The 23,150-nt window shown below is 63.3% G+C and carries 26 protein-coding genes; 20 read left to right on the top strand and 6 right to left on the bottom strand.

Annotated features, from left to right (window positions below; all coding sequences use genetic code 11):
- Positions 1–10 precede the first annotated feature (10 nt).
- The 4 genes from GGQ68_RS05270 to GGQ68_RS05255 all read left to right on the top strand — a co-directional run bounded on the left by GGQ68_RS05270 (position 11) and on the right by GGQ68_RS05255 (position 3,587).
- Positions 11–754 carry a 16S rRNA (uracil(1498)-N(3))-methyltransferase gene (locus GGQ68_RS05270; protein ID WP_183963655.1) on the top strand — a complete coding sequence of 248 codons (744 nt, stop codon included), beginning with the start codon at positions 11–13 and terminating at the stop codon, positions 752–754.
- Positions 755–779: 25 nt separating this feature from the next.
- Complete coding sequence (locus GGQ68_RS05265) at positions 780–1,631, top strand: GNAT family N-acetyltransferase (RefSeq protein WP_183963653.1); 852 nt, start codon at positions 780–782, stop codon at positions 1,629–1,631.
- Positions 1,628–2,152, top strand: a complete 525-nt coding sequence (locus GGQ68_RS05260) for a hypothetical protein (protein WP_183963651.1) — start codon at positions 1,628–1,630, stop codon at positions 2,150–2,152. Before GGQ68_RS05265 ends, GGQ68_RS05260 begins: the two co-directional genes overlap by 4 nt.
- Positions 2,153–2,216: 64 nt before the next feature.
- Positions 2,217–3,587: a glutamate--cysteine ligase gene (locus GGQ68_RS05255; RefSeq protein WP_183963649.1), complete on the top strand. Its 1,371-nt coding sequence runs from the start codon at positions 2,217–2,219 to the stop codon at positions 3,585–3,587.
- Positions 3,588–3,623: 36 nt separating this feature from the next.
- Here GGQ68_RS05255 and GGQ68_RS05250 read toward each other — a convergent pair whose 3' ends face one another.
- The 4 genes from GGQ68_RS05250 to GGQ68_RS05235 form a co-directional block, all read right to left on the bottom strand.
- Positions 3,624–4,220 carry a DUF805 domain-containing protein gene (locus GGQ68_RS05250; RefSeq protein ID WP_183963647.1) on the bottom strand — a complete coding sequence of 199 codons (597 nt, stop codon included), beginning with the start codon at positions 4,218–4,220 and terminating at the stop codon, positions 3,624–3,626.
- Between the two features lie 111 nt (positions 4,221–4,331).
- Positions 4,332–5,906 (bottom strand): gamma-glutamyltransferase family protein, encoded by a 1,575-nt coding sequence (locus GGQ68_RS05245; RefSeq protein ID WP_183963645.1) that lies wholly within the window; start codon positions 5,904–5,906, stop codon positions 4,332–4,334.
- Positions 5,907–6,828: 922 nt separating this feature from the next.
- Entirely contained in the window at positions 6,829–7,287 is a 459-nt protein-coding gene (locus GGQ68_RS05240) for an ATP-binding protein (protein WP_183963643.1), read from the bottom strand.
- A gap of 26 nt (positions 7,288–7,313) precedes the next feature.
- Positions 7,314–7,643: an STAS domain-containing protein gene (locus GGQ68_RS05235; RefSeq protein WP_183963641.1), complete on the bottom strand. Its 330-nt coding sequence runs from the start codon at positions 7,641–7,643 to the stop codon at positions 7,314–7,316.
- 88 nt (positions 7,644–7,731) lie between these two features.
- Between GGQ68_RS05235 and GGQ68_RS05230 the strand changes: the two genes are divergently transcribed.
- The 6 genes from GGQ68_RS05230 to arsB all read left to right on the top strand — a co-directional run bounded on the left by GGQ68_RS05230 (position 7,732) and on the right by arsB (position 13,016).
- The gene (locus GGQ68_RS05230; protein WP_183963639.1) at positions 7,732–8,904 is read left to right on the top strand and encodes an acetyl-CoA C-acyltransferase; all 1,173 of its coding nucleotides are present in this window, start codon (positions 7,732–7,734) and stop codon (positions 8,902–8,904) included.
- A 99-nt stretch (positions 8,905–9,003) separates the two neighbouring features.
- The gene (locus GGQ68_RS05225) at positions 9,004–9,462 is read left to right on the top strand and encodes a GAF domain-containing protein (RefSeq protein ID WP_183963637.1); all 459 of its coding nucleotides are present in this window, start codon (positions 9,004–9,006) and stop codon (positions 9,460–9,462) included.
- Positions 9,463–9,535: 73 nt separating this feature from the next.
- Positions 9,536–10,168 (top strand): LysE family translocator, encoded by a 633-nt coding sequence (locus tag GGQ68_RS05220; RefSeq protein ID WP_183963635.1) that lies wholly within the window; start codon positions 9,536–9,538, stop codon positions 10,166–10,168.
- A gap of 25 nt (positions 10,169–10,193) precedes the next feature.
- Positions 10,194–11,084, top strand: a complete 891-nt coding sequence (locus tag GGQ68_RS05215) for a homocysteine S-methyltransferase family protein (protein ID WP_183963633.1) — start codon at positions 10,194–10,196, stop codon at positions 11,082–11,084.
- 167 nt (positions 11,085–11,251) lie between these two features.
- Positions 11,252–11,896, top strand: coding sequence for an RluA family pseudouridine synthase (locus GGQ68_RS05210; RefSeq protein ID WP_183963631.1), 645 nt, complete (start codon positions 11,252–11,254; stop codon positions 11,894–11,896).
- Between the two features lie 100 nt (positions 11,897–11,996).
- Positions 11,997–13,016: an ACR3 family arsenite efflux transporter gene (gene arsB, locus GGQ68_RS05205; RefSeq protein WP_425502958.1), complete on the top strand. Its 1,020-nt coding sequence runs from the start codon at positions 11,997–11,999 to the stop codon at positions 13,014–13,016.
- Positions 13,017–13,112: 96 nt separating this feature from the next.
- Here arsB and GGQ68_RS05200 read toward each other — a convergent pair whose 3' ends face one another.
- A complete protein-coding gene (locus GGQ68_RS05200; protein WP_183963627.1) occupies positions 13,113–14,552 on the bottom strand; it encodes an aldehyde dehydrogenase family protein in 1,440 nt (479 codons plus the stop codon).
- A 202-nt stretch (positions 14,553–14,754) separates the two neighbouring features.
- Between GGQ68_RS05200 and GGQ68_RS05195 the strand changes: the two genes are divergently transcribed.
- From GGQ68_RS05195 to GGQ68_RS05165, 7 genes are all read left to right on the top strand, one after another.
- Positions 14,755–15,408, top strand: coding sequence for a peroxiredoxin (locus GGQ68_RS05195; RefSeq protein ID WP_183963625.1), 654 nt, complete (start codon positions 14,755–14,757; stop codon positions 15,406–15,408).
- Between the two features lie 193 nt (positions 15,409–15,601).
- Positions 15,602–15,838, top strand: coding sequence for a hypothetical protein (locus GGQ68_RS05190; RefSeq protein ID WP_183963624.1), 237 nt, complete (start codon positions 15,602–15,604; stop codon positions 15,836–15,838).
- Between the two features lie 177 nt (positions 15,839–16,015).
- On the top strand, positions 16,016–17,071 hold the full coding sequence (locus GGQ68_RS05185) for a succinylglutamate desuccinylase/aspartoacylase family protein (protein ID WP_183963622.1): 1,056 nt from the start codon (positions 16,016–16,018) through the stop codon (positions 17,069–17,071).
- A gap of 35 nt (positions 17,072–17,106) precedes the next feature.
- Positions 17,107–17,895 (top strand): exodeoxyribonuclease III, encoded by a 789-nt coding sequence (locus GGQ68_RS05180; protein WP_183963620.1) that lies wholly within the window; start codon positions 17,107–17,109, stop codon positions 17,893–17,895.
- A 201-nt stretch (positions 17,896–18,096) separates the two neighbouring features.
- A complete protein-coding gene (gene trxA, locus GGQ68_RS05175; RefSeq protein ID WP_183963618.1) occupies positions 18,097–19,014 on the top strand; it encodes a thioredoxin in 918 nt (305 codons plus the stop codon).
- A 41-nt stretch (positions 19,015–19,055) separates the two neighbouring features.
- The gene (locus tag GGQ68_RS05170) at positions 19,056–19,697 is read left to right on the top strand and encodes an LON peptidase substrate-binding domain-containing protein (RefSeq protein WP_183963616.1); all 642 of its coding nucleotides are present in this window, start codon (positions 19,056–19,058) and stop codon (positions 19,695–19,697) included.
- Positions 19,694–19,876, top strand: a complete 183-nt coding sequence (locus GGQ68_RS05165) for a Trm112 family protein (RefSeq protein WP_183963608.1) — start codon at positions 19,694–19,696, stop codon at positions 19,874–19,876. Before GGQ68_RS05170 ends, GGQ68_RS05165 begins: the two co-directional genes overlap by 4 nt.
- 49 nt (positions 19,877–19,925) lie before the next feature.
- Here GGQ68_RS05165 and GGQ68_RS05160 read toward each other — a convergent pair whose 3' ends face one another.
- Positions 19,926–20,891 (bottom strand): threonine ammonia-lyase, encoded by a 966-nt coding sequence (locus GGQ68_RS05160; protein ID WP_183963606.1) that lies wholly within the window; start codon positions 20,889–20,891, stop codon positions 19,926–19,928.
- Between the two features lie 99 nt (positions 20,892–20,990).
- Between GGQ68_RS05160 and GGQ68_RS05155 the strand changes: the two genes are divergently transcribed.
- The 3 genes from GGQ68_RS05155 (at position 20,991) to rpsO (ending at position 23,105) form a co-directional block, all read left to right on the top strand.
- Positions 20,991–21,521, top strand: coding sequence for a DUF1643 domain-containing protein (locus GGQ68_RS05155; RefSeq protein ID WP_183963605.1), 531 nt, complete (start codon positions 20,991–20,993; stop codon positions 21,519–21,521).
- A gap of 78 nt (positions 21,522–21,599) precedes the next feature.
- A complete protein-coding gene (locus GGQ68_RS05150) occupies positions 21,600–22,682 on the top strand; it encodes a hypothetical protein (RefSeq protein ID WP_183963603.1) in 1,083 nt (360 codons plus the stop codon).
- A 153-nt stretch (positions 22,683–22,835) separates the two neighbouring features.
- Positions 22,836–23,105 carry a 30S ribosomal protein S15 gene (rpsO, locus tag GGQ68_RS05145; protein WP_183963601.1) on the top strand — a complete coding sequence of 90 codons (270 nt, stop codon included), beginning with the start codon at positions 22,836–22,838 and terminating at the stop codon, positions 23,103–23,105.
- Positions 23,106–23,150: the final 45 nt, after the last annotated feature.

The following is a 23,150-nucleotide window of genomic DNA, read 5'->3' as shown; positions in this document are numbered from 1 at the left end:
GTTTTGCCCCATGGATATAGAGAAGCCCAAAATTCGCCTGTTTGTAGACCACCCGCTGGCCGAGGAACAGGCCGTGCCCCTCACGAAGGAGCAAGCGCACTATCTGTTTGGCGTAATGCGACAGGAGGTCGGCGCGTTCGTCGCGCTGTTCAACGGGCGCGATGGCGCCTGGGCCGCCGAGGTGGTGGAGGCCGGGAAACGTGGTGGCGTCCTGGTGTGTCGCGCGCTGGATGCGCCGCAGATGGACCCGCCGGACCTGTGGCTGATGTTTGCCCCGGTCAAAAAGGCGCGCACGGATTTCATCGTGGAAAAGGCGACGGAGATGGGGGCGCGGCGCATCTTGCCGGTGCAGACGCAGTTTACCAACTCTGAACGGCTGCGGGTGGACAAACAGCAGGCGCACGCGGTGGAGGCCGCAGAGCAATGCGGTGGCACCTTTGTACCGGAGGTCTGCGCGCTGCAACGGTTGGACCGCGTTCTGGCCGACTGGGACCCGACGCGGCGCATTTTGTTCTGCGATGAAAGCAGCGTCGGGACGGCGGTGACGCTAGAGGGGCTGGACCCCGGTCCCTGGGCCATCCTGATCGGGCCGGAAGGCGGCTTTTCTGAAGCTGAGCGCACGAAGCTGCGCGGCATGGACTGCGCAACGTCGATCAGCCTTGGCCCACGGATCCTGCGGGCAGAGACGGCGACGGTTGCCGCGCTGACGCTGTGGCAAATGGCGGCGGGTGACTGGCAGGAGGCGTCGGTGTGATCGTAGACCAACGCGAGGACTGCGCATGATGCGGAAGGCAGACATCAGGGACGCCGGCGCCATCGTGGCTTTCCTTGAGGGGCATGTGGAAACCTCCATGTTCTTGCTCGGCAATCTCGAGGCGCATGGCATCGGCAATCATGACGCCCCCAATGGCACAGCGTTTTTCCTGCGGGAGACCGGTGAGGAACTCACCGGCGTCTTTGGCGCGACTAACAGCGGATACCTGATGTGTCAGCTGCCCGGTCTGACCGAAGCCGAGGCGCAAGCCTGCGTCCATCTTCTGAAAGGGCGTGACCTGGTCGGCATGACAGGGGAGGCGGGACAGGTGGCCGTGATGCTCGACGCCTTGCCGGTGGCGCAGGACGGGTGGCAGCTCAATCAGGTGCAACCGCTGTATCATCGTGCCTTGGCGGGACTGATCTCTGCCGATCATACGCGGCCTGCAGAGGCGGGCGACGTCGCGATGCTGACCGATTGGTTTGCCAGCTATCTCAGGGAGACCCAAACCTGTCCGGCTGGGGATCTCATGTCGCACGCCAGCGCACGGGCCGAGGCCGCCGTCGGCTCCGCGCATATCCGGTTGCTGATTGAAGACGGTCAACCGACGGCCATGGCGGCGATAAATGCGCGGGCCGGGCGGGCGGTGCAGGTTGGCGGTGTATTCGTTGCCGACGAGTTGCGCGGCATGGGGCGTGGCGGGCGCGTGACAGCGGCTTTGCTTGCGCAGGCCGCGGTGGCAGGGGCGGATCTGGCGATCCTGTTCGCGGCATCGCCCAGTGCGGCCAGGGTCTACGAACGGATCGGCTTTGAGCGGTGCGGCGCGTATCGGCTGGCCTTTTTGAAGGCGCCGCTGACGATGGGGGAGGCGGCATGATCCGACCTGAGGTGAAACAGGGGCTGCGCCGCTGGCAAGAGGTGCTGGTGGGCGCGGCCGTCGCGGCACTGGGCCTGTACTGGGCGTTGTTCACCGGCGGCGGCGTGTTGCATTGGATCGGCTGGCTGGTCTGCGCCGTGGGCTGCGGGCTGGGTGTCGCGGGCGTGCAACGCGCGCGGTTTCGGCAAGGGTCGGACGGGCCGGGCGTTGTGCAGGTGATCGAACGGCGGGTCAGCTATTTCGGCCCCCTGAACGGCGGCCTTGTTGATCTGGAGGCGATGACCTCTCTGCTGCTCGACCCGACGGAAAAGCCACCACACTGGGTGATGCGTGTGCCGGGGCAGGAGCCGTTGCACATTCCATTGACCGCAAAGGGCGCGGACCAATTGTTCGACGCCTTTGCCAGCCTGCCCGGTATCCAGACGGAACACATGCTTCGGCAGATGCACGGCGACCCGGTGGGGCCAGTGGTGATCTGGCGCACACCGGCTGCGCAGGACGCACCCATTCGGTTGCATTGACACTCTGGAATATTGGCGACAGGAGGTTATTTGCAGCCGATACGAATTTTTCAGGAGCCTCCACATGTCCATTCCTCAGTCCGGTGGCGGGCCCATCGAGAGCCACGCCCAGCTCGCAGAGTATCTGGAAGACGGCATCAAGCCGAAAGAAGACTGGCGGATTGGCACCGAGCACGAGAAATTCGGCTACTGTAAGGATACCCACAAACCGCTGCCCTATGAGGGCGAGCGATCGATTCGCGCCGTGCTTGAAGGGTTGCGGGACCGCCATGGCTGGGCCGAGGTCACCGAAAAGGGTGTGCTGATCGGGTTGTCCAAGGACGGGGCCAATGTGTCGCTGGAGCCGGGCGGCGCACTGGAACTGTCGGGCGCGCCGCTGGAGACCATTCACCAGACCTGCGACGAGGTGAACGAACACCTGCGCGAGGTCAAGGGCGTGGCCGATGAGATCGGCGTCGGCTTTATCGGCCTGGGGGCTGCGCCCGAGTGGATGCACGACGACGTGCCGCTGATGCCCAAGGGGCGTTACAAATTGATGGATGCCTATATGCCCACGGTGGGCACCACCGGACGCGAGATGATGCGCCGCACCTGTACCGTGCAGGTGAACCTCGACTTCGGGTCCGAGGCGGACATGGTGCAGAAGATGCGCGTGGCTCTGGCGTTGTCCCCCGTGGCGACGGCGCTGTTTGCCAATTCGCCGTTTTTCGAGGGCAAGCCGCTGGCCGTGAAATCCAAGCGGATGCAGATCTGGGAAACGCTGGACGATTCGCGCACCGGTATGCTGCCGTTTGTGTTCGAGGATGGCTTTGGCTTTGACGCGTGGGTGGAATACGCCTTGGATGTGCCGATGTATTTCGTCTACCGCGATGGCGAATACGTGGATGCGCTGGGCATGTCCTTCCGTGATTTCCTGAAGGGCGAACTGCCCGCATTGCCGGGCGAAAAGCCGACGCTGTCAGATTGGGCGGATCACCTGACGACGGCCTTCCCGGACGCGCGCGTGAAGAAATACATCGAAATGCGCGGGGCTGATGGTGGCCCGTGGCGGCGGCTGTGTGCCTTGCCGGCGCTGTGGGTCGGCCTGATGTACGATCAGGGCGCTTTGGATGCGGCGTGGGATCTGTGCAAGGATTGGGACGCGGAAACGCGCGAAGGTCTGCGCCGTGCCGCAACCCGCGACGGTCTGCAAGCAGAAGCGGGCGGCGTGAAGATGCACGATCTGGCGCGCGAAGTGCTCAACATTGCCGAAGCGGGTCTGGTGGCGCGGGCGCGGCCGGGGTCAGGCGGCCTGGTGCCGGATGAAACGCACTTCCTGAATGCGCTCAAGGAAAGCGTCGAAAGCGGGCAGGTGCCTGCAGACGAACTGCTGGAACATTACCATGGCGACTGGAACGGCGATCTGAGCAAGATCTACGCGGCCTATTCCTACTGAATGCGTGTCGGGGCCAAGCCCCGACCTTCGCAGGTCTCACCCGGCAGGGATTTCCGATTTCTTGAGAATGTTGCGGCGGTAGTAGTCGCTGACCTCCGCCTTGCGGGCTGCCTGCATCTGCGGTGAGGGCGGTAAATCCAGCTGTGTCAGCATGGCATATCCATCCCAAGCCGTGGGCCTGCGGTTCCGCTTCCTTGACCGTTTCGCGGCAGGCTCTGCTGTGTCTGATAGGCCGGTTGGCATTGTGCGCGCCGCATCTTCATCAGGTGCGGGGCCGAAGCGGTTGTCCCGGTCAGAGGGCAGCGCGAACATCACCAACAGGATCGCTCCGCCAATCAAGGGGACAAGGCCAACCAGCAGCCAGAGCGCGGAGCGCCCGGTGTCATGCAGGCGGCGCGCCTGTGAGGACAATTGCGGTATCATAAGCAGCGGGCTGATGATGGGCATCGCGGCGAGGAAGCCCGGTAGCATCACACCCGTATGCATCACCGAAACCAGGTTGGCCGCCACGAGACTGACCAAAATCAGTAAAAACAGCGTTTGCGCCCACCAGAATTCGGCACGCGAACTGCGCCCCGAAAAGTCGAGCGCGCGGGTAAAGAAACGAGCAAAGGCGGTGTGGGGCGGGACCATGGCAATCTCCGGGAGTGTCGGGATCACCCTTTCTGTGTGTCGTGGCAGCAATGCGGCCCCGTTGCGGCGCGTTAAGGATGTTCAAGGCGTTGGTTCCGGACGGATTGGACGTCAATACCCGATGGCACACCCATCCTTGCGCGGGTCTGATGCCCCTTCGAGCACGCCGGACGGGTGAATCACGATGGCCTGGGCGCCGCCGATGGGCACTTCGGGAATGTCGATCTTGTGGCCGCGCGCGGCCAGCTCCGCCGCGACGTCGGCGCTGTAGCCGCGCTCCAGCTTTAGCACCGGCCCGTCAGCAAAGCTGCGCGGAGCGTCAATGGCGGTCTGCGGGTCCATGCCAAAATCGGTGAGGTTGCTCAGAAGGCGCGCGTGGCCCATGGGCTGATACTGCCCGCCCATGACGCCAAAGGGCATGGTGATGCGCCCGTCGTCTCGGACCATTCCGGGAATGATGGTGTGCATGGGACGCTTGCCGCCCGCCAGTTCGTTGGGATGTCCCGGGGCGAGCGAAAAACCCGCGCCGCGATTTTGGAAAAGGATGCCAAGCTTCTCGGAGGCCAGACCCGAACCAAACCCATGAAAGATTGAATAAATCAGCGACACGGCCATGCGGTCTCGGTCGACCACGGTGATGTAAATCGTATCGCGATGCACCGCGTCGGCGCTTTGCAGCAGGGCGGCATTGGCGCGTTTCGGGTCGATCAGCGCCGCCAGACGGTCGGCGGTGTCCGGGCTGAGCAGGTGGTCGAGCCGGTCCATGTGGTCCGCGTCGGCGATAAAGCGATTGCGGGCGTCATAGGCAAGGCGCGCGGCCTCTGCTTCGATATGGACCCGGTCGGCCCCGAACGGATCCATGGCCGAAATGTCGAAGCGGGACAGGATGTTGAGCAAAAGATGCGCCGTGACACCTTGGCCGTTTGGTGGATGCTCCAACAGCTCCCGCGTTTTGTAGAGGCCAGAGAGCGGCGCGTGAAAGGTGGTTTTTTGCGCGGCAAAGTCGTCGAGCGTGTGCGTGCCGCCGAGGGCGCGCAGGCTGGTGACCATGTCTTCGGCCACGTCGCCGGTGTAGAACGCGTCCCGCCCGTCGCGGGCAATGCGGCGCAGCACGTCTGCCTGGCCGGGCAGGGCGAGGCGGTCGCCCACGTGCGGCAGGCGACCCCAAGGCAGGAAATGGGCGCGCGCGCCTGCTTGCAGAACGTGGCTGGACTGTCCGTAGTCAAAGGCGGCGCGGGCAGCGATGGGGATGCCGTCCTCCATGTAGCGAATGGCGGGGGCGAAGCTGTCCGCCAGCCCAAGCGAGCCGAACCGCTCCGACATGGCGCAAAACCCGTCGATCGCACCGGGAATGGAAACCGCGTTGGCGTCATTCAGCGGCATGATGCTGTGACCGGCAGCTCGCATCTGATCGGCGGTCAGGGCTGCGGGCGCGCGACCGGAACCGTTTACGGCGATGACATCTACCCCTGGTTTCGCCACCAAGGCAAAGCAATCGCCGCCGATACCTGTCATCGCCGGCTCGGCACAGCCGAGGATCAGCGCGCCAGCAATTGCTGCGTCCATGGCGTTACCGCCTTGGCGGAGAATGTCGATGGCGGCAGAGGCCGCGAGGGGGTGGGACGTGGCGCACATGCCGCTGTCGGCCAAAACGCCGGATCGGCCTGGTGTGTGAAAATCGCGCATGCTGTTCTCCCGTGTCGCAGGGCAACATGTCGGTGTAGCGCGTGGGCGTCAACATATGTGGCAAAGTCCCTCGACACCGGGCACTGGGTGGGGGCTGATAACACCCGGTGTCGAGGGGAAGCCTATGCAGCTACAAGACCATGTATGGTTTCTGATTGAGGCTGCATTGGGGAGGCTTCGAGACCTTTTGCGGGCAGTCTTTCTCTTTTGACGTCTGGCCCTGAGTGGGATTGGGCGGTCCTTTCTCAGGCTTGGCAGGACGTATCATTGAGCAATGTCGTCACGGAAGCGCCGATGATTGTCAGGCGGCAAGGGGGGCATCGCAAACCAGAAGTAGGTCTATCCGCCGTCAGACCTGCAATACGAGCCGATCCACGGCCTGGCAGCGCCGTTCGAAGCATGAGTTCGACAGGAGCAAGTTGCGCTCGCGCAGGTGAGCAAGACGATGAGCAACAATGCCGTTTGATCTTGGGGCGGAGTTCCGTAGGCCGATGATGTTGCACGGTGCCATTCGCAAGGTCCGCGAGGCATTTTTGGCAATGGTGCCACGCCACTCTCGGCAGGTTTGGCGTGCGATCGACTGCCGGCGTCCGTAATATTGAAACCTCGGAACCGGGTACTGGGTGGGGGCTGATAACACCCGGAACCGAGGTTGAAGCCTATGCAGCTACGAGACCGTTTATCGTTTCCGATGAGGGCAGGAACATGATGCTGAGATGGTGATTTTTGGGCGAACGCCGTTCTGTGCAACGGGCACAAAAAAACACGCCTGCTGGGCGTGTTCGGTGTAGGATCTCGGTGCCGGGCACTGGGTGGGGGCTGATAACACCCGACACCGAGATGAAGCCTATGCAGCTACAATCCTGAGAATGCCGTTTGATTGGGGCGCGAATGGGACGGCCACGCGTTCATTTGCGGGCGCTTAGGATTTGGTATCTAGCCTTAGTTCCAAGGCAAGACGGTTGCTTCCGCCATCGTGGCGATATTCCACGTGGCTCGCCAAAGTGTGGATCAGCATCCAGCCAAATCCGCCTTCCGGCAGATCGGCACGCGGCACGTCCAGATCCGCATCGCGCGGGCACGGCAAAGTGCCATTTGGCATGGCGCGGCCGTAGTCGATGAATTCAGCGTTCATTGTGGTCGGGCCGAATAAAAGTGTCAGATCGATTTCGCCCGTGTGGCTATCGTCGTAGGCATGTTCGACAATGTTGTTGAGCACTTCGGCGACAATCACTTCCCAAGTGCTGTCGAGACAGTCCAGGGGGGGCATGTCATTCAGCCGGACACGTACCTCCCGCAGTGTTTCGCTGACGGCATCGGGGGTGCTGCGCAGACTCGTGCGAATGGAAAGCCTGTCCCCGTCCAAACACTGGGCTTTCATGGCGATCCTCCCACGGAGACTCAGGTTCACGCACTCAGGGCCGTGTCGGCAGATGGATAAATGGTAAAGATCGAATCCATCCGGGTCATGCGGAACACCTTGTCCACGGCAGGAGAGAGACCCGCGAGTTCCAGCTTCGCCCCTGGCGGCATAAGCTTCATTGCCGCGACAATGGCACCCAGCCCGCTTGAATCGATGAAATCCACCCGTTCGAGGTTCAGGACGAAACGTCCGCTGGCGTCGGCCAGCAGTTCACGCATACGGTCCTTGAACTGGATCGCGACCGCAGCATCGATGCGGTCGGCATCGACGGTGATCATCTCAAGGCCGGATCGGGTTTGTCTGGTAAGCTGCATGGGCTGCCTCGTGGTTGCGCCGTGGAGAGAGCCTAGACGCCAATCCTTACCATTGGGTATGCATTGGAGAACGAAGGGGAGAGAGACGATGAAAGACGTGGTGATTACCGGAGCCTCGCGCACGCCGATGGGCGGATTTCAGGGCGTTTTCGATGGGGTGCCCGCCGCCACATTGGGAGGCGCGGCGATTCGCGCCGCTTTGGTCCAGGCCGGGGCGCCGCAGGTGGATGAATTGCTGATGGGCTGTGTCTTGCCTGCCGGGCAGGGGCAGGCTCCGGCGCGGCAGGCAGGCTTTGCCGCTGGCCTGGGCGACGAGGTCCCCGCCACCACGCTGAACAAGATGTGCGGCTCCGGCATGAAAGCCGCGATGATGGCCTGGGACCGGCTGGCGCTTGGCGATGCGCAGACCATCGTCGCCGGCGGCATGGAGAGCATGACCGAAGCCCCCTACATCTTGCCAAAGATGCGGGGTGGCGCGCGCATCGGCCACAGCCAGGTCGTCGATCACATGTTCCTCGACGGGCTGGAGGATGCCTACGACAAGGGCCGTCTCATGGGCACCTTTGCCGAGGACTGTGCGGAGGCGTTTCAATTCACCCGCGAGGCGCAGGACCAATACGCCTTGGCCTCCCTGTCCAACGCGCTGGAGGCGGAGCGCACCGACGCATTTGACCGGGAGATCACGCCGGTCACGCTGCACCTTCGCCACGGCGAAGAGATCATCACGCGCGACGAACAACCCGGCAAGGCCCGCCCCGAGAAGATCCCGATGCTCAAACCCGCGTTCCGCAAAAACGGCACCGTGACGGCGGCCAACAGCTCGTCGATCTCCGACGGGGCGGCGGCGCTGGTGTTTACCACGCTGGAGGCGGCAGAGGCCGAAGGCACCACGCCGCGCGCCCGGATTCTGGGCCATTCCAGCCACGCGCAGGCGCCCAAGGACTTCCCCACGGCGCCTGTCCCGGCGGCGCGCAAGCTGCTGGACCGCATCGGGTGGAAGGTATCCGACGTCGACCTGTGGGAGGTGAACGAAGCCTTCGCCGTGGTGCCCATGGCGTTCATGCGTGAACTGGGCCTGCCCCGCGACATCGTGAACGTGAACGGCGGGGCCTGCGCGCTGGGCCATCCCATCGGTGCCTCCGGCGCGCGGATCATCGTCACCTTGCTGAACGCGTTGGAAAAGCGCGGGCTGAAGCGTGGGGTGGCCGCCATCTGCATCGGCGGCGGCGAAGGCACGGCCATCGCCATCGAACGCATGTAGCATAAGACAGGTGCGTTGCAGCGCGCTGTTTCTTTGCGCCAAGATACTCCGGGGGTCGAGGGCTGGCCCCCCGGCGCGCTGCGTGCCACAAACACCGCCATGACCGTTGACTATTCAGACCTCAGAAAATCCATCGCCGCCCTGACCGAGGGCGAGACGGATGCCGTCGCCCTCATGGCCACTGTTGCCTGCGAGGTGCATCACGCCGATGACCGCTTTCACTGGACGGGCTTTTACCGCGTCACCGCGCCGGAGCTGTTGAAGATCGGCCCGTACCAGGGCGGCCATGGGTGCCTTGTGATTCCCTTTGCGCGAGGCGTCTGCGGAGCCTGCGCGCGCACGGGCGAAGCGCAGATCGTGGCGGATGTGGACGCGTTTCCCGGCCATATCGCCTGCGCCAGCTCCACCCGATCGGAATTGGTCCTGCCAGTGCGCGATGGCGCGGGACGGCTGCTTGGGGTCTTTGACCTCGACAGCGATTTCCCGAATGCCTTCACCCAGGGCGATGCCGACGCGCTTCAGGCGATCCTCGATGATGCATTCGGGAACGCGGTGTGAGGACGAACGAGTATCGCGGATGCGGTGCCCTGACCCGCGCCGGATGCCCCTGTCTCCCGCAAGAAGGCGCTAAATGACACTGCAGGCTTGGTTGGTCTTCGCGGGGTTCTGGGTGCTGTTTGTCACCTCACCGGGGCCGAATGCTGCGAATTGCATTCTGACCGGGATGACACATGGCTTTCGTCGCGCTTTGTGGGGGGTGTTGGGCATCCTGTCACAGGCGGCGCTGTTTCTGGGGCTGTCCGCGGCCGGGGTGACGGCGCTGATCGCGGCCTCTCCAACGGCGTTCCTTGTGGGTAAGCTTGCGGGCGCAGCGCTGTTGGTCTGGCTGGGTTTGCGCAATTGGCGACGAGCGGCGCGGCCCTTGGGGGAGGCCGACGTGGCGCAGGGCGAAGCCGCAAGGGCGATCTGGCTGCGTGCCTTCCTTGTGGCAACGATCAATCCCAAGTCCGTGGCCGGCTACCTCGCCGCATTCTCGCAATTCGTCATGGAGGACGTGCCGATCGCGCAGCAGATGATCGTCATCGTGCCCACGGCGCTGACCATCACCTTTCTCAGCTACGCGACCTACACCGGGCTTGGCGCGTGGCTGGGACGGCGGGCGCTGTCGGCACTTGCCAACGTCGCAATCCGACGCTTGCTGGCGGGGTGCTTTATCTTCTACGGGCTGGCGTTGGGAGCATCGGCGATTCCGACGCTGTTGTGAGACATGCCATGAGAAAGGCGCGCGTATGCAAGTGACACTTCTGGACGGCGGGATGGGGCAGGAGCTGATCCATCGCGCGGGCGACCCGCCCACACCGCTGTGGTCGACGCAGGTGATGATGGATCACCCCGGTCTGGTGCAACAGGTCCATGCGGACTATTTCGCCGCCGGGGCAACGATTGCGACCGCGAACACCTATGCGCTTTTGCGGGACCGTCTTAAGGTCGCCGGCATCGAGGGCCGCTACGAGGAACTGATCGACGCCGCGATGCGAGAGGCCGTTGCCGCGCGCACGGCGCATGGATCGGGGCGCATTGCGGGCTGCACCGGGCCGCTCGGCGGCAGCTATCGCCCTGACAATCATCCGGCGACTGCCGAGGCTGTGCCGCTTTATGCCGAACAGGCCCGCTTGATGGCCCCGTTTGCCGATTTGATGATCGCGGAGACGGCGGCCTCCGTGCAGATGGCGCAGGCCATGTCGGAGGGGGTGCTGAGCGCGGGCAGGCCGCTTTGGCTGGCGGTGACGGTGGACGACGCCGATGGCACCCGGCTGCGGTCAGGCGAGCCATTGGCGGATGTGCTGCCGGTTCTGCGCGATGGCGCGGCGGCGGTTTTGGTCAACTGCTCCGTACCGGAGGTGATGCCTGCCGCGCTGGATATCGTATCGCGCAGCGGTCTGCCGTGCGGGGCCTACGCCAATGCCTTTACGCACATCACCGAGGATTTTCGCCGCGATGCGTCTACGGTTGAGGCACTGAGCGCGCGGTCCGATATGGGTCCGATGGACTACGCGGATCATGCCTTGTCCTGGCTCGATCATGGGGCCACCATTCTTGGCGGTTGCTGCGAGACGGGACCGGCGCATATCGCCGAGATCGCCAGACGTCTGACAGCCGCCGGACACGAGATCGTCTGACCGATCAAATGAGACGCCGCCATGACGCTGCCCGCTCAGGCCCGTGTGGTCATCATTGGGGGCGGCGTCATCGGCGCGTCCGTTTTTATCCGGACACCACCGGGCCACAGACGCAATTGCGTCGCAGCGCCCCTTGCACCCTGGCTGGCGATCAGTAGGGAAGGGGCATGAGTGAATACATGCCCCCCTCTGGTGAGATCCCCGTGTTGCACGAAGACAGCGATCTGCTGATCGTCGACAAACCGGCGGGTCTTTTGTCCGTGCCGGGCAAGGGTCCGGAGCTGGCCGATTGTCTGCTGACAAGGCTGGAGTCGGCCTTTCCCACGGCGCGTCTGATCCATCGGCTGGACCGTGACACCTCTGGCGTGATGGTGTTTGCCCTGACGGCCCATGCGCAAAAACACCTCAACCTGCAGTTCGAGCAGCGGAAGACCAAGAAAACCTATGTCGCACGGGTCACAGGACGGTTGGAGCCCAAGACCGGGGAGGTGGATCTGCCGCTGATCGTGGATTGGCCAAATCGCCCGCGGCAGATGGTCTGCCACGAGACGGGCAAGGCCGCCCTCACCGGGTACCGCGTGTTGAAGGCGTCGGACGAAGAAAGCCGCGTGCGCCTGTTCCCGCACTCCGGGCGGACACATCAGCTGCGCGTGCATATGCTGTCCTTGGGGCATCCGATCCTTGGCGATGAGCTGTACAACCCGGAGACGGCAAGTCAGTACCCGCGCATGATGCTGCACGCCGAGGAATTGCGTGTGAACCATCCCGAAAACGGCAAAGGTATGACATTTCGGGCCAACGCACCGTTCTGAGGGGCGTCATGGCGCTGTCATACGTTGTCGCTAGGCACGGTTTTCCGATGGCCAGCTTGAAAAGGAAGACATGACCAAAACCGTCCCTGACACGGCCCCGATGGGCAGGTTTGAAAGGCTGCTGACCGTCTGGGTGGCACTGGCCATGGGGGCTGGCATCGCCATGGGTTTGCTGGCGCCGGGCCTTGTACAGGCCATCGCGGCGGCAGAGGTTGCGTCAATCAATCTTGTGGTCGCGGTGCTGATCTGGGCGATGGTCTTTCCGATGATGGTGGGCGTGGATTTCGGTGCTCTCAAAGGCGTGGCCCGGCAACCGCGCGGGCTGCTGGTGACATTGGTGGTGAACTGGCTGATCAAACCGTTCACCATGGCCGCGCTGGCGGTGCTCTTCTTCGAGGTGATCTTTGCCCGCTGGATCGCACCCGAGGATGCAGCGCAATACATCGCCGGGTTGATCCTGCTTGGGGCCGCGCCCTGCACCGCGATGGTCTTCGTCTGGTCGCAACTGACCCGTGGCGACGCAACCTACACACTGGCGCAGGTGTCTGTGAACGACGTCATCATGGTCTTTGCCTTCGCGCCCATCGTGGGCTTCTTGCTTGGCGTCACGGACATTGCTGTGCCTTGGGAAACGCTGGTGCTTGCGACGCTGCTATATGTGCTGTTGCCGCTGGTGGCAGGCCTGGCAACACGGCGGGCGCTGGGCACTCAGGCGCGGATCGACGCGTTCACGGCCCGCGTTAAACCGCTGTCGATCCTGGGCCTGATCGTCACCGTCGCGATTCTGTTCGGCCTGCAGGCTGACCAGATTCTGTCCAAACCTACGGTGATCTTGCTGATCGCAGTGCCCATTGTGATTCAGAGCTACGGCATTTTCGCGCTGGCCTATGGCGCGGCCTATGCACTGAAGGTGCCGCACCGGATCGCCGCTCCCTGCGCCCTGATCGGCACGTCGAACTTCTTTGAGCTGGCGGTGGCGGTGGCAATCTCGCTCTTCGGCCTGAACTCCGGTGCCGCGCTGGCAACGGTTGTCGGGGTGCTGGTCGAAGTCCCGGTGATGCTGTCGCTTGTGGCTTATGCCAATCGAACCCGGCCTCGCTTTGCCACATCTCAAGACTGAGGCAACGCCCACAGGTCTTTGAACGCGCCTGCCTGTGTGCTTCGCAAACACCTGGCAGGGGTAAGGGGGCGGCAGCGCCTCCCCCCCCTCGTTCGCTTATTCGGAGGCCCAGCCCGAAACAGCCTTGACCTCGACGAAGTCATGGATGCCCCAGGAGCCGCCTTCGCGCCCGTTCCCGGACGCCTTCATGCCGCCAAAGGGCGCGCCCGCGCCGCGTGACTGGCCGTTCATCTCGACCATGCCGGACCGCAGCTGACGCGCCAGGCGGTGACGACGATCAACGTCGGTGGACTGCACATAGTTGGTCAGACCGTAGGGCGTGTCGTTGGCAACCGCGACGGCTTCTTCCTCGGTCTCGAACTTCATGATCGACAGCACCGGGCCAAAGATCTCTTCGCGGGCGATGGTCATGTCGTTGGTGACATCGGCAAACACCGTGGGCCGCACGTAAAAGCCCTTGTTCAGACCGTCGGGACGGCCCGTGCCGCCCGCCACAAGGCGCGCGCCCTCGTCGATGCCCTTCTGGATCAGATCCTGAATCTTCGACCATTGCGTGGCGTTGACCACCGGACCGATGTGGCGTCCGTCCTCGGACGGCGGCCCCACCTGCACCTTGTTGGCGGTGGCGGCGGCTTCTTCGACGGCGGCGTCGTAGCGCGAGGCTTCGACCATCATGCGCGACGGTGCGTTGCAGGACTGGCCGGAGTTGTTCATCATGTGAAGAACGCCGCGCTTCACGGCCTTTTCGTCGGCGTCGGCAAACACGAGGTTCGCGCCTTTGCCGCCAAGCTCAAGGTGCACGCGCTTCAGGCTTTCGGCCGCGGCTTTGGAAATCGCGATGCCTGCGCGGGTGGAGCCGGTAAAGCTCACCATGTCCACATCGGGGTGCGACGACAGTTGCGAGCCGACGCCCGCGCCGTCACCGTTCACAAGGTTGAAGACCCCCGGCGGCAGGTCGGCTGCGTCCATGATCTCCGCAAAGATCATCGCATCGAGCGGGCTTTCTTCCGACGGTTTCAGCACCATCGTGTTGCCCGCGACCAGCGCCGCGCCGACCTTCAGCGTGACCTGGTTCATCGGCCAGTTCCACGGCGTGATCAGCGCACAGACCCCCACGGCCTCGTGACGGATGAGGGTGTCCGGCGTGTCGTCATTGAGCGGTTTTTCCCACTCGAAGGCCTTGGCGGCGGCAATGAAGTTCTTCAGATGCGACAGGCCGGCCCCGACCTGCGAGGTGCTGGCCAGCGCAATGGGCGCGCCCATTTCGGTGGAGATCGCCTTTGCCAGATCTTCGGTGCGTGTCTTGTAGGCCGCATAGACGCGTTCCAGTGCGGCGATGCGGTCCTCGGGCGACGTCGCCATCCAGCCGGGCAGGGCGGCTTTTGCGGCGGCCACGGCGGCGTCGGTATCTGCCTGTGCCCCCAGCGAGATCACCGCGCAGGCGTCCTCTGTTGCGGGGTCGATGACCTCGTGGTCGTTGGAGTGTGCCGGGTCTACCCAGACACCGTTGATGTAAAACTGACGCTTGTCGAGCATTGCTGTTTCTCCCGATCGCTGCACCCCATCTGCCGTCTGGCTGGACACGGGCGCGTGTTTTCTCCCGACCGGACGGTCGGGTTATGGCGGCACTCTGTCACTGCGCGCTGAGGCGTGCAAGGGAGGGGTTTACATGCGTCAGGCCGAACGTATCTAAGATAGACAATTGCCCAAAGCGGGCACACAGAGAGAGGACACCACTATGTCACTGCGCATCAACGACGAGATTCCGAACCTGCATGTCACCACCGATCTGGGAGAGTATGACCTGCATGACTGGATCGGCGACAGCTGGGCGATCCTGTTCTCGCATCCCAAGGATTTCACCCCGGTGTGCACCACCGAATTCGGCGCCGTGGCGCAGCTGTCGGAGGAATGGGCCAAGCGCGGCACCAAGGTCATGGGCATCTCCGTCGATGGCGCCGAGGAGCACAAGAACTGGAAGGGCGACATCGAGTCCTTTGGCGGGGCCGAGGCCGGCTTTCCGATCATCGCCGACAACGATCTGAAGGTGGCCAAGGCGCTCGACATGCTGCCCGCCGAAGCCTACCTGCCCGATGGCCGCACGCCGGCAGACAGCGCAACAGTGCGCTCGGTCTTCATCGTGTCGCCGGACAAGAAGGTCCAGCTGACCATGACCTACCCGATGTCCGTGGGCCGCAACTTTGCCGAAATCCTGCGCGCACTGGACGGGTTGCAGCGCACCTGGGGCCAGCCGCTGGCGACGCCCGCCAACTGGGAAACCGGCCAGGACGTGATCGTCGCCCTGTCGCTGGACAATGATGCCGCCACCGAGAAATACGGCGAGCTGGACATCAAGCTTCCCTATCTGCGGTTCGCCAAGAACCCGGCGTAAGCGCTGGCTTTACGCAATTTGACGCGCCCCGGTCGAAAGGCCGGGGCGTTTGCCATTTTCCTTTTGGCACAGCGCGCGGTGAGGTCGTAGGTTTACCCTGTTTTCATTCAGGAGGTCCCGTGACGCTCATTGCCGGAACACGCACCCGCGTGACATTAATCCGCTCGGCTTTCATCAAGAGCACGGCGACACCGTGCAGGACCACGCGCCACTCTACCAAGGCGCGGCTTCAAAGGGCGACCTTGTGCTGGCGTCGGTGAATGCGGGCAACACGCCGTCTTTGCAGGTCGGTCTTGGCGGCGTGAACGGGGCCTTTGCCAAAGTGCTGGCGCAGGCCGGCGCGAACATGATTGGGGCGGTTGCGGTCTTCAGCGCGACGGCATCTCAGGGGGGCATTCCGCCTTTCGAAGCAGTGCGGCTGTGCCTTTAAAGCTCCGGCTATTATCGTAAAAAGAGCGTAGATATGGCGAATGTGGCCAAGGCCATCTACAAGGGCGCCCGACAGGGGCTGATCGACTCGGATCTGGACCTCGCGGAAATTCAGATGCCGGTCGGGCACCGGGGGTTATGACCCTCTGTCCGCGGCGGTACAGGAGATGTTGAACCCTTGAGCCCTCGAACTACGCTAGCCCCTTTCACTCTGGGCGGTGAGACCATCGCGCCGGGCTCCCGCCGCACGGTGGATCTGCCCGTGTCTGTTCTGTCCGATCACACGCCGGTCAACCTGTCGGCGCATGTGGTGCACGGGCGCAAGCCCGGACCGGTGATGTTCGTTTCGGCGGCCATTCACGGGGACGAGGTCATCGGGGTGGAAATCGTGCGCCGCCTGCTGCGCGCCGCGCCGATCAACCGTTTGTCAGGCACGCTGATTGCAGTGCCGATCGTGAACTCCTTCGGGTTTCTCAACCAGTCGCGATACCTGCCGGACCGGCGCGACCTGAACCGCTGCTTTCCCGGCCACGAACGCGGATCGCTCGCCGCGCGGCTGGCGCAGCTTTTCATGTCCGAAGTTGTGGCACGCTGCGATGTGGGTATTGACCTGCATTCGGCTGCGGTTGGGCGGGACAACCTGCCTCAGATCCGTCTGACACCGGGATCAAAGCGGCTGCGAGAGCTGGGCGATGCCTTTGGTGCGCCGGTCACCATGATTTCCAAGGTGCGCGAAGGGTCGCTGCGGTTGTCGGCGGGGGAGGCCGGGGTGGATGTTCTGCTGTACGAGGCCGGCGAAGGGCTGCGGTTTGACGAATTCGCTGCGCGCGCCGGGGTGGCGGGCATCCTGCGGGTGATGGAAAAGCTGGAGATGATCGGCCAGCGCGGCGTGCCCAAAGCGCGCGGGCTGTCGGTGTTCTGCGACAATTCAGGCTGGGTGCGCGCGCCCACCGGTGGCCTATTGCGCACGCTCAAGGCCTGTGGCGATTGGGTAGAGGCAGGCAACGTTCTGGGCCTGGTGTCGGACCCGTTCGGCGAGAATGAATCGGAGCTGCTGGCCGAGTTCGATGGCATTGTCGTCGGGCGGACCAACCTGCCGGTGGTGAACGAGGGCGACGCGCTGTTCCACATCGCGGAACCGGCGTTGAAGAAACATGCCGAAGCGGCGGCAGAGGAGGGCTTTGACGCCCACCACGACGGCCAGCCCCTTTTCGACGAAGACGAAATCATCTGACATATCAAGGGGCAAGCGCCCCGAAAGGAGAGCCGATGGCGTTCACGCTGGCGACCTGGAACATCAACTCAGTGCGGCTGCGGGCCGGGCTGGTGGAAACGCTCCTGACCCAGGAGGCCCCGGACGTCCTGTGCCTGCAGGAGTGCAAATCGCCGGTGGATCAGATCCCGCTGGAGCGGTTTGCCGCCTTGGGCTACGGACACATGGTTGCGCGCGGCCAGAAGGGGTATAACGGTGTGGCGATCCTGTCCAAACTGCCGCTGGAGGACGTGGGCGACCGCGATTTCGCCGGGTTGGGACATTCGCGCCATGTGGCGGCGCGCCTGGAAAACGGTGTTGTCGTGCACAACTTTTACGTTCCGGCGGGCGGTGACGAGCCGAACCGCGAAAAGAACGAGAAATTCGGTCAGAAGCTGGATTATCTCTCGGAGATGCGCGACTGGTTCCACGAGGGCCGCCCGGAAAAGGCAATCCTCGTTGGCGACCTGAACATTGCACCGCGCGAGGACGACGTCTGGGATCACAAGAAGCTGCTCAAGATCGTGTCGCACACGCCTGTCGAGGTTGAAGCGCTGAACGCGGTTATGGAGGCCGGGGCCTGGGTCGACGTGACGCGTCAGGACATCACCGAGGGCAAGCTCTATTCGTGGTGGTCCTATCGCGCAAAGGATTGGTCGGCTGCGGACAAGGGCCGCCGTCTGGACCATATATGGGCCACGCCCGATATCTCGTCGTCGGCATATGGGTCCCGCATACTGCGCGATGCGCGCGGGTGGGAAAAGCCCTCGGACCATGCACCGGTGTTCGCGACCTTTGATGTCTGAACGCAAGGTGCTGTGAGGCACGTGGGTTTTGGACCGGGTGTGAAGCCTTAGCGCCTTTGGCAGATCGGACTGAACCGACCTGACGGAAACGCTGCTGGGCGGTGATCAAGGCACAGCGTCTTTGGAGGCTGCCCTTGCATCACTGCCATCAGTGCGCCATCTAAGCCATCAAACGCGCATTCAGCCCAGAGGGGAAAGATCATGGACCTCAATCTACAGCCGCAGGGCGGTCAGCCGGGCGATCTGGTGAAGGACATCACCGAAGCCGACTTCATGGCAGAGGTGGTCGAAGCCTCGCAAGAGACGCCGATCATCGTCGATTTCTGGGCGCCGTGGTGCGGCCCGTGCAAGCAGCTTGGCCCGGCTTTGGAAAAAGTCGTCACCGAAGCCAAAGGCGCGGTGAAGATGGTCAAGGTCAACGTTGACCAGGCGCAGATGATTGCCAGCCAGCTCCAGATCCAGTCGATCCCGACGGTCTATGCCTTTTACAAAGGGCAGCCTGTGGATGGCTTCCAAGGCGCGTTGCCGGAATCTGAGCTGAAGGCCTTCGTCGCGCGCGTCGTCGAGGCCGGGGGCGGCGAAGCTCCGGAGGATGGCCTGAGCGAGGCGCTGGACACTGCGGACGAGATGCTGGAGCAAGGCGCCGCCGCGGATGCGCTGGAGATCTACGCTGCGGTTCTGGAAGAGGACGCGACCAGCGCACGCGCCTTTGCCGGGATGGTCCGGTGCCAGATTTCGCTTGGCGATCTGGAGCAGGCGGAGGCCATTCTGAACGGTGCACCCGTGGAAATTTCCAAGGCCCCCGAGCTTGAGGCCGCGCACGCACAACTGGAACTGGCCAAGCAGGCGGCAGGCGCCGGGCCGGTCGGTGAGCTGCAGGCGCAGGTCGAGGCCAATCCCGACGACCATCAGGCGCGGTTTGATCTGGCGCAGGCGTTGCACGCCAATGGCGATGCAGAGGGTGCCGTTGCGCAGTTGCTGGAGCTTTTCCGGCGCGATCGCGAGTGGAACGACGGTGCGGCAAAGACGCAGCTTTTCACAGTTTTCGATGCGCTCAAACCCAACGATCCGGTTGTTCTGAATGGTCGCCGCAAGCTTAGCTCAATGATATTTCTTTGAGGACGATTGCTTGACCCAAGGAGCGGCCTAGGTTGGCAAATATGATACGTCTCACCGACCTCCCAGACACCATCGCCGTCTTCCCTTTGCCCGGGGCTCTTTTGCTGCCCCGGTCAAGACTGCCGCTGCACCTCTTTGAGCCGCGCTATCTGCAAATGCTGGATGATTGTCTGAAAACAGACACGCGGCTGATCGGTATGATCCAGCCATCCGCGGGGCCAAAAGGGGCGTCCACGGCGGTGCACCGCATCGGCTGCGCCGGTCGCGTGACACAGTTTTCGGAAACGGAAGACGGACGCTACATGGTGACCCTCGCGGGCATCTCGCGCTTTCGCACGGTCGAGGAAGTCGAAGGCTTTCAGCCGTACCGCCGCTTCCGTGTGGATTGGACAGGCTTTGATCGGGACCAAGGCGGGGCGGAGCATGACGATGGCTTTGACCGCGACCGGATGATGGCTCTGCTCAACCGGTTCTTTGAAGCCCGGGATCTGTCCGCAGACTGGGAAACCTTGCGCGAGGCGGATGACGAGCTTTTGATAAACTCGCTTGCCATGTTGCTGGACTTTGGCCCTGAAGATAAACAGGCCCTGTTGGAAGCGCCCTCGTTGCAGACACGTCGTGAAACGCTGATAACGCTGATTGAATATGCCCTGCGGGGCGGCGAAGGGGATGTGATGCAATGACCGCTACAGAATTTGACCGGCGTATGCTGGAAGCGCTGATCTGCCCCGTAAGCCAAGCGCGCCTGGACTACGACATCGACCGCCAGGAATTGATCAGCGAAAAAGCCGGGCTGGCCTTTCCGATCCGGGATGGCATTCCGGTGATGCTGGTGGACGAGGCGCGCCGCCTCGCCCCCTGACGAAGATCAAGGGGCAGGCCAAGTCATCAAGTGTCCTGCCCCATAAGCGTCAAATGTATGTCAGCGCGCGGGCGAAAGTTGCCGGATCCGTGTTGCCGCCAGAGATGGTGCATATCACCGTATCGGCTGTGATATCCGCGCTGAACAGGGCGGCGGCCAAGGCGACGGCGCCACCGGGTTCTGCCACCACTTTCAGATGCCGAAACGCCAGTGCCATGGCCCGCAGCACCTCCTCGTCGCTCACCACCAAGCCGGGACCGCACAGCTTTTGCGTGATCGGAAAGGTCAGCTCCCCCGGTTGCGGTGTCAGGATGGCGTCGCACAGCCCGCCCGCCTCGACCGGATTGACCTCGCGGATGCCGGATTTCAGGGATCGTGCCGTGTCATCAAAGTCTTGCGGTTCGACTGGGCGGGGACGCAGGCCCGGGGCCTCGGCCTCCAGCGCCAGCGCAATGCCTGCGGTCAGGCCGCCGCCGCCGCAACATACCAGAACGTCGCCCTCCGACACCCCCAGCTCAAAGGCTTGCGCGGCGATTTCCAGGCCGCATGTGCCTTGCCCGGCGATGACCTGCGGTTCGTCGTAAGGCTTGACCAGCGTCAGCCCGCGTTCCTGTGCCAGACGCGCACCGATCTCCTCGCGCTTTTCGCGCCCACGATCGTAGAGGACGACCTCAGCCCCGTAGCTGCGCGTGCCTTCGATCTTGAGCGCAGGCGCGTCGGAGGGCATCACGATCACCGCCGGCGCGCCGAAAATCTGGGCTGCGCGTGCGATGCCCTGGGCGTGGTTGCCAGAGCTGAAAGCGATAACACCGCGCCCGCGCATCTCCGGGGTCATTGCGGACAAGGCGCTGTAGGCCCCGCGAAACTTGAAGCTGCCGGTGTGCTGCAGGCACTCCGGTTTGACCAGAACCCGACGCCCGGCCAAGGCATCCAGCGCGGGTGCATGCAGGAGGGGCGTGCGGCGGGCGATCCCGTCCAGCCGTGCGGCAGCGGCAGTGATCATCTCGATATTCATGGCGGGCTCCGGAATGCGATGCTTCGCGCGCACAGGACGCACCCGGACGCGCTATGTCAATAGGTTGCAGGGACGGCGAAACCCAAGCAATCTGCGCGTATGATCGAGCGGCGTGCGACCGAAGGAAATGTCGAAAGTTGGGGGTATTATTCGCCCTGCGAGGTCTATCGCTATGGCCTTCGCCGGGTCTGGGGGCCGGGGAATGAACTGCTGTACGTCATGCTGAACCCGTCCACGGCGACAGAGCTGGCGAACGATCCAACGATTGAACGGTGTCAGCGGCGCGCGGTGAAATTGGGCTTCGGCGGCATGCGGATCGCCAATCTCTTTGCCTTTCGCGCCACGCATCCGCGCGATTTGAAACGGGCCCGCGATCCAGAAGGGCCTGAGAATGCAGGGCTTTTGCGTGACTGGTCGGGGCAGGCCGAAGTGACGCTTGCGGCTTGGGGCGTGCATGGCGTCCTGAACGGGCAATGCGAATACGTGGCCGGTCTGTTGCAGGGCGACGTGCGGCATCTCGGGCTGACAAAGGACGGTCACCCGCGCCACCCACTTTATGTTTCCTATGACGTCTTGCCGCAGCCCTGGCCGGTGGCACGACGATATGAGGGACGGGAGGCGTTTCCTTAACCGTTTTACGGGAAACTCTTTGGAGAGACTCGGGTTGTTTGTGATGCTCCGACTGGTTTCTTCGAAGGGTCGAAAGGTATGTTTTTTCTCGCAGGTGTGCTTGGCATGATGGCGCTGGGGTCCGTGGTGATCGCCAGCACCGGCGGCCTGCAAGACGATGATGAGCTGCCGGAACGGGATGTCCCCGATACTGGAACACAACTGACCGACGATCTGATTTTGGATGATGACCCCGGTTCCATGAGGGGCGACGACGTGGGTGATCCACCCGACAGTGATACGAACGACGGCACGGGGGGCGACGATGCGGATGCGGGTGTCGCCGAAAACGGTGTCACCGACCGGATGGCGGCAGGCGAGGGCGTGTTCGACAGCGGCGTCATCGACAATATGCCCGGCGGAGCGGGGGTGGTCGATACAGGGGAAACGCTTGTTCTGATTTCACCCGAAGCGGCCGTCGACAGCGGCGGCGAAGACGAAGATGGCGACGCAGCCGAACCGGACGGCGTTTCGGGTGCGCCGCCCAGTCTGCCCAACGCTGCGTCTGCGTTGAAAGCGCCGATGTCCCCGATGAGCAACGAAGAGGCGGCCACCGGGTCGCTCTTTGCACGCCTGGGTCTGATCAACATGGCGGGTCTTGATGATGGATCGGGGATCGGCACGGCAGGCATGCCAGCTGGCGGTCCTGAGGCCGATGATATCGCAAGCACCGAGGCGGATACGCTGTCCGGCGACTTCAGCAACGATGCGTCGAGTGGTGGCTCGGAGGACGACATTCAGAGCAGCGTGGCCTCGGACGAGACCGGGTTGAATGCGGAGGGCAGCAACGCGCCATATTCCGGTGCGGTTGATACCGTTTCACTTGGCCCTGAGGGGGGCGGGGGGGCGGACGCGATGATGCCGGGCCATTGGCTCACCGGCGAGGCCGCGATGATGCTGGACTACGACGCGGCAGAGGATCAGATCGTTATCGTCTATGACGATTCGGAATTAGACACCGCACCCGAGGTTGAGATGCGCGTTTCCAAGACAAATTCCGATGTGACGGAAATCCTCTTGAATGGTCAGGTTCTGACCATGCTTCCGACGGCGGATGCGCCGGCGCTCGACCAGCTTTTTCTGGTGGGCGAAAGTCTGGCGGCGCAGGTGGCCTTGGCCTGACACCGCGGTGCGGCGCGATTACCCCTTCCCAATGTGGTTGGAATCGCGTAAGCGCAGCCATCCGCGCGGGGCCTTACGGTTCCGCATCTCCACGGGCCTTGCTGGACGACATCCCGGCTCGCGCCATTACCCCTTTGATTAAAGGAGACCCCGATGTCGATTACGGTCGAAGAAAAAAACCGCCTGATGAAGGAATTCGCAACCAAGGAAGGCGACACCGGTTCCCCGGAAGTACAAGTCGCAATCCTGACGTCGCGCATCACCACCCTGACTGAGCACTTCAAGACCCACAAGAAGGACAACCACTCCCGTCGTGGTCTTCTGAAGCTCGTCGCGCAGCGCCGTAAGCTGCTCGATTACCTCAAGGGCAAGGAAGAGGCGCGCTACCGTGACCTCATCCAGCGCCTCGGCATCCGCCGCTAAGCGTATTTATCCGAACGCACGTTACGCGTTCGAGGGACAGGGAAA

The organism is Sagittula marina, assembly GCF_014196795.1.
Classification (GTDB): domain Bacteria; phylum Pseudomonadota; class Alphaproteobacteria; order Rhodobacterales; family Rhodobacteraceae; genus Sagittula; species Sagittula marina.
Note: the sequence above shows the minus strand (reverse complement) of the source record. Positions and strands in the feature narration are given on the sequence as shown.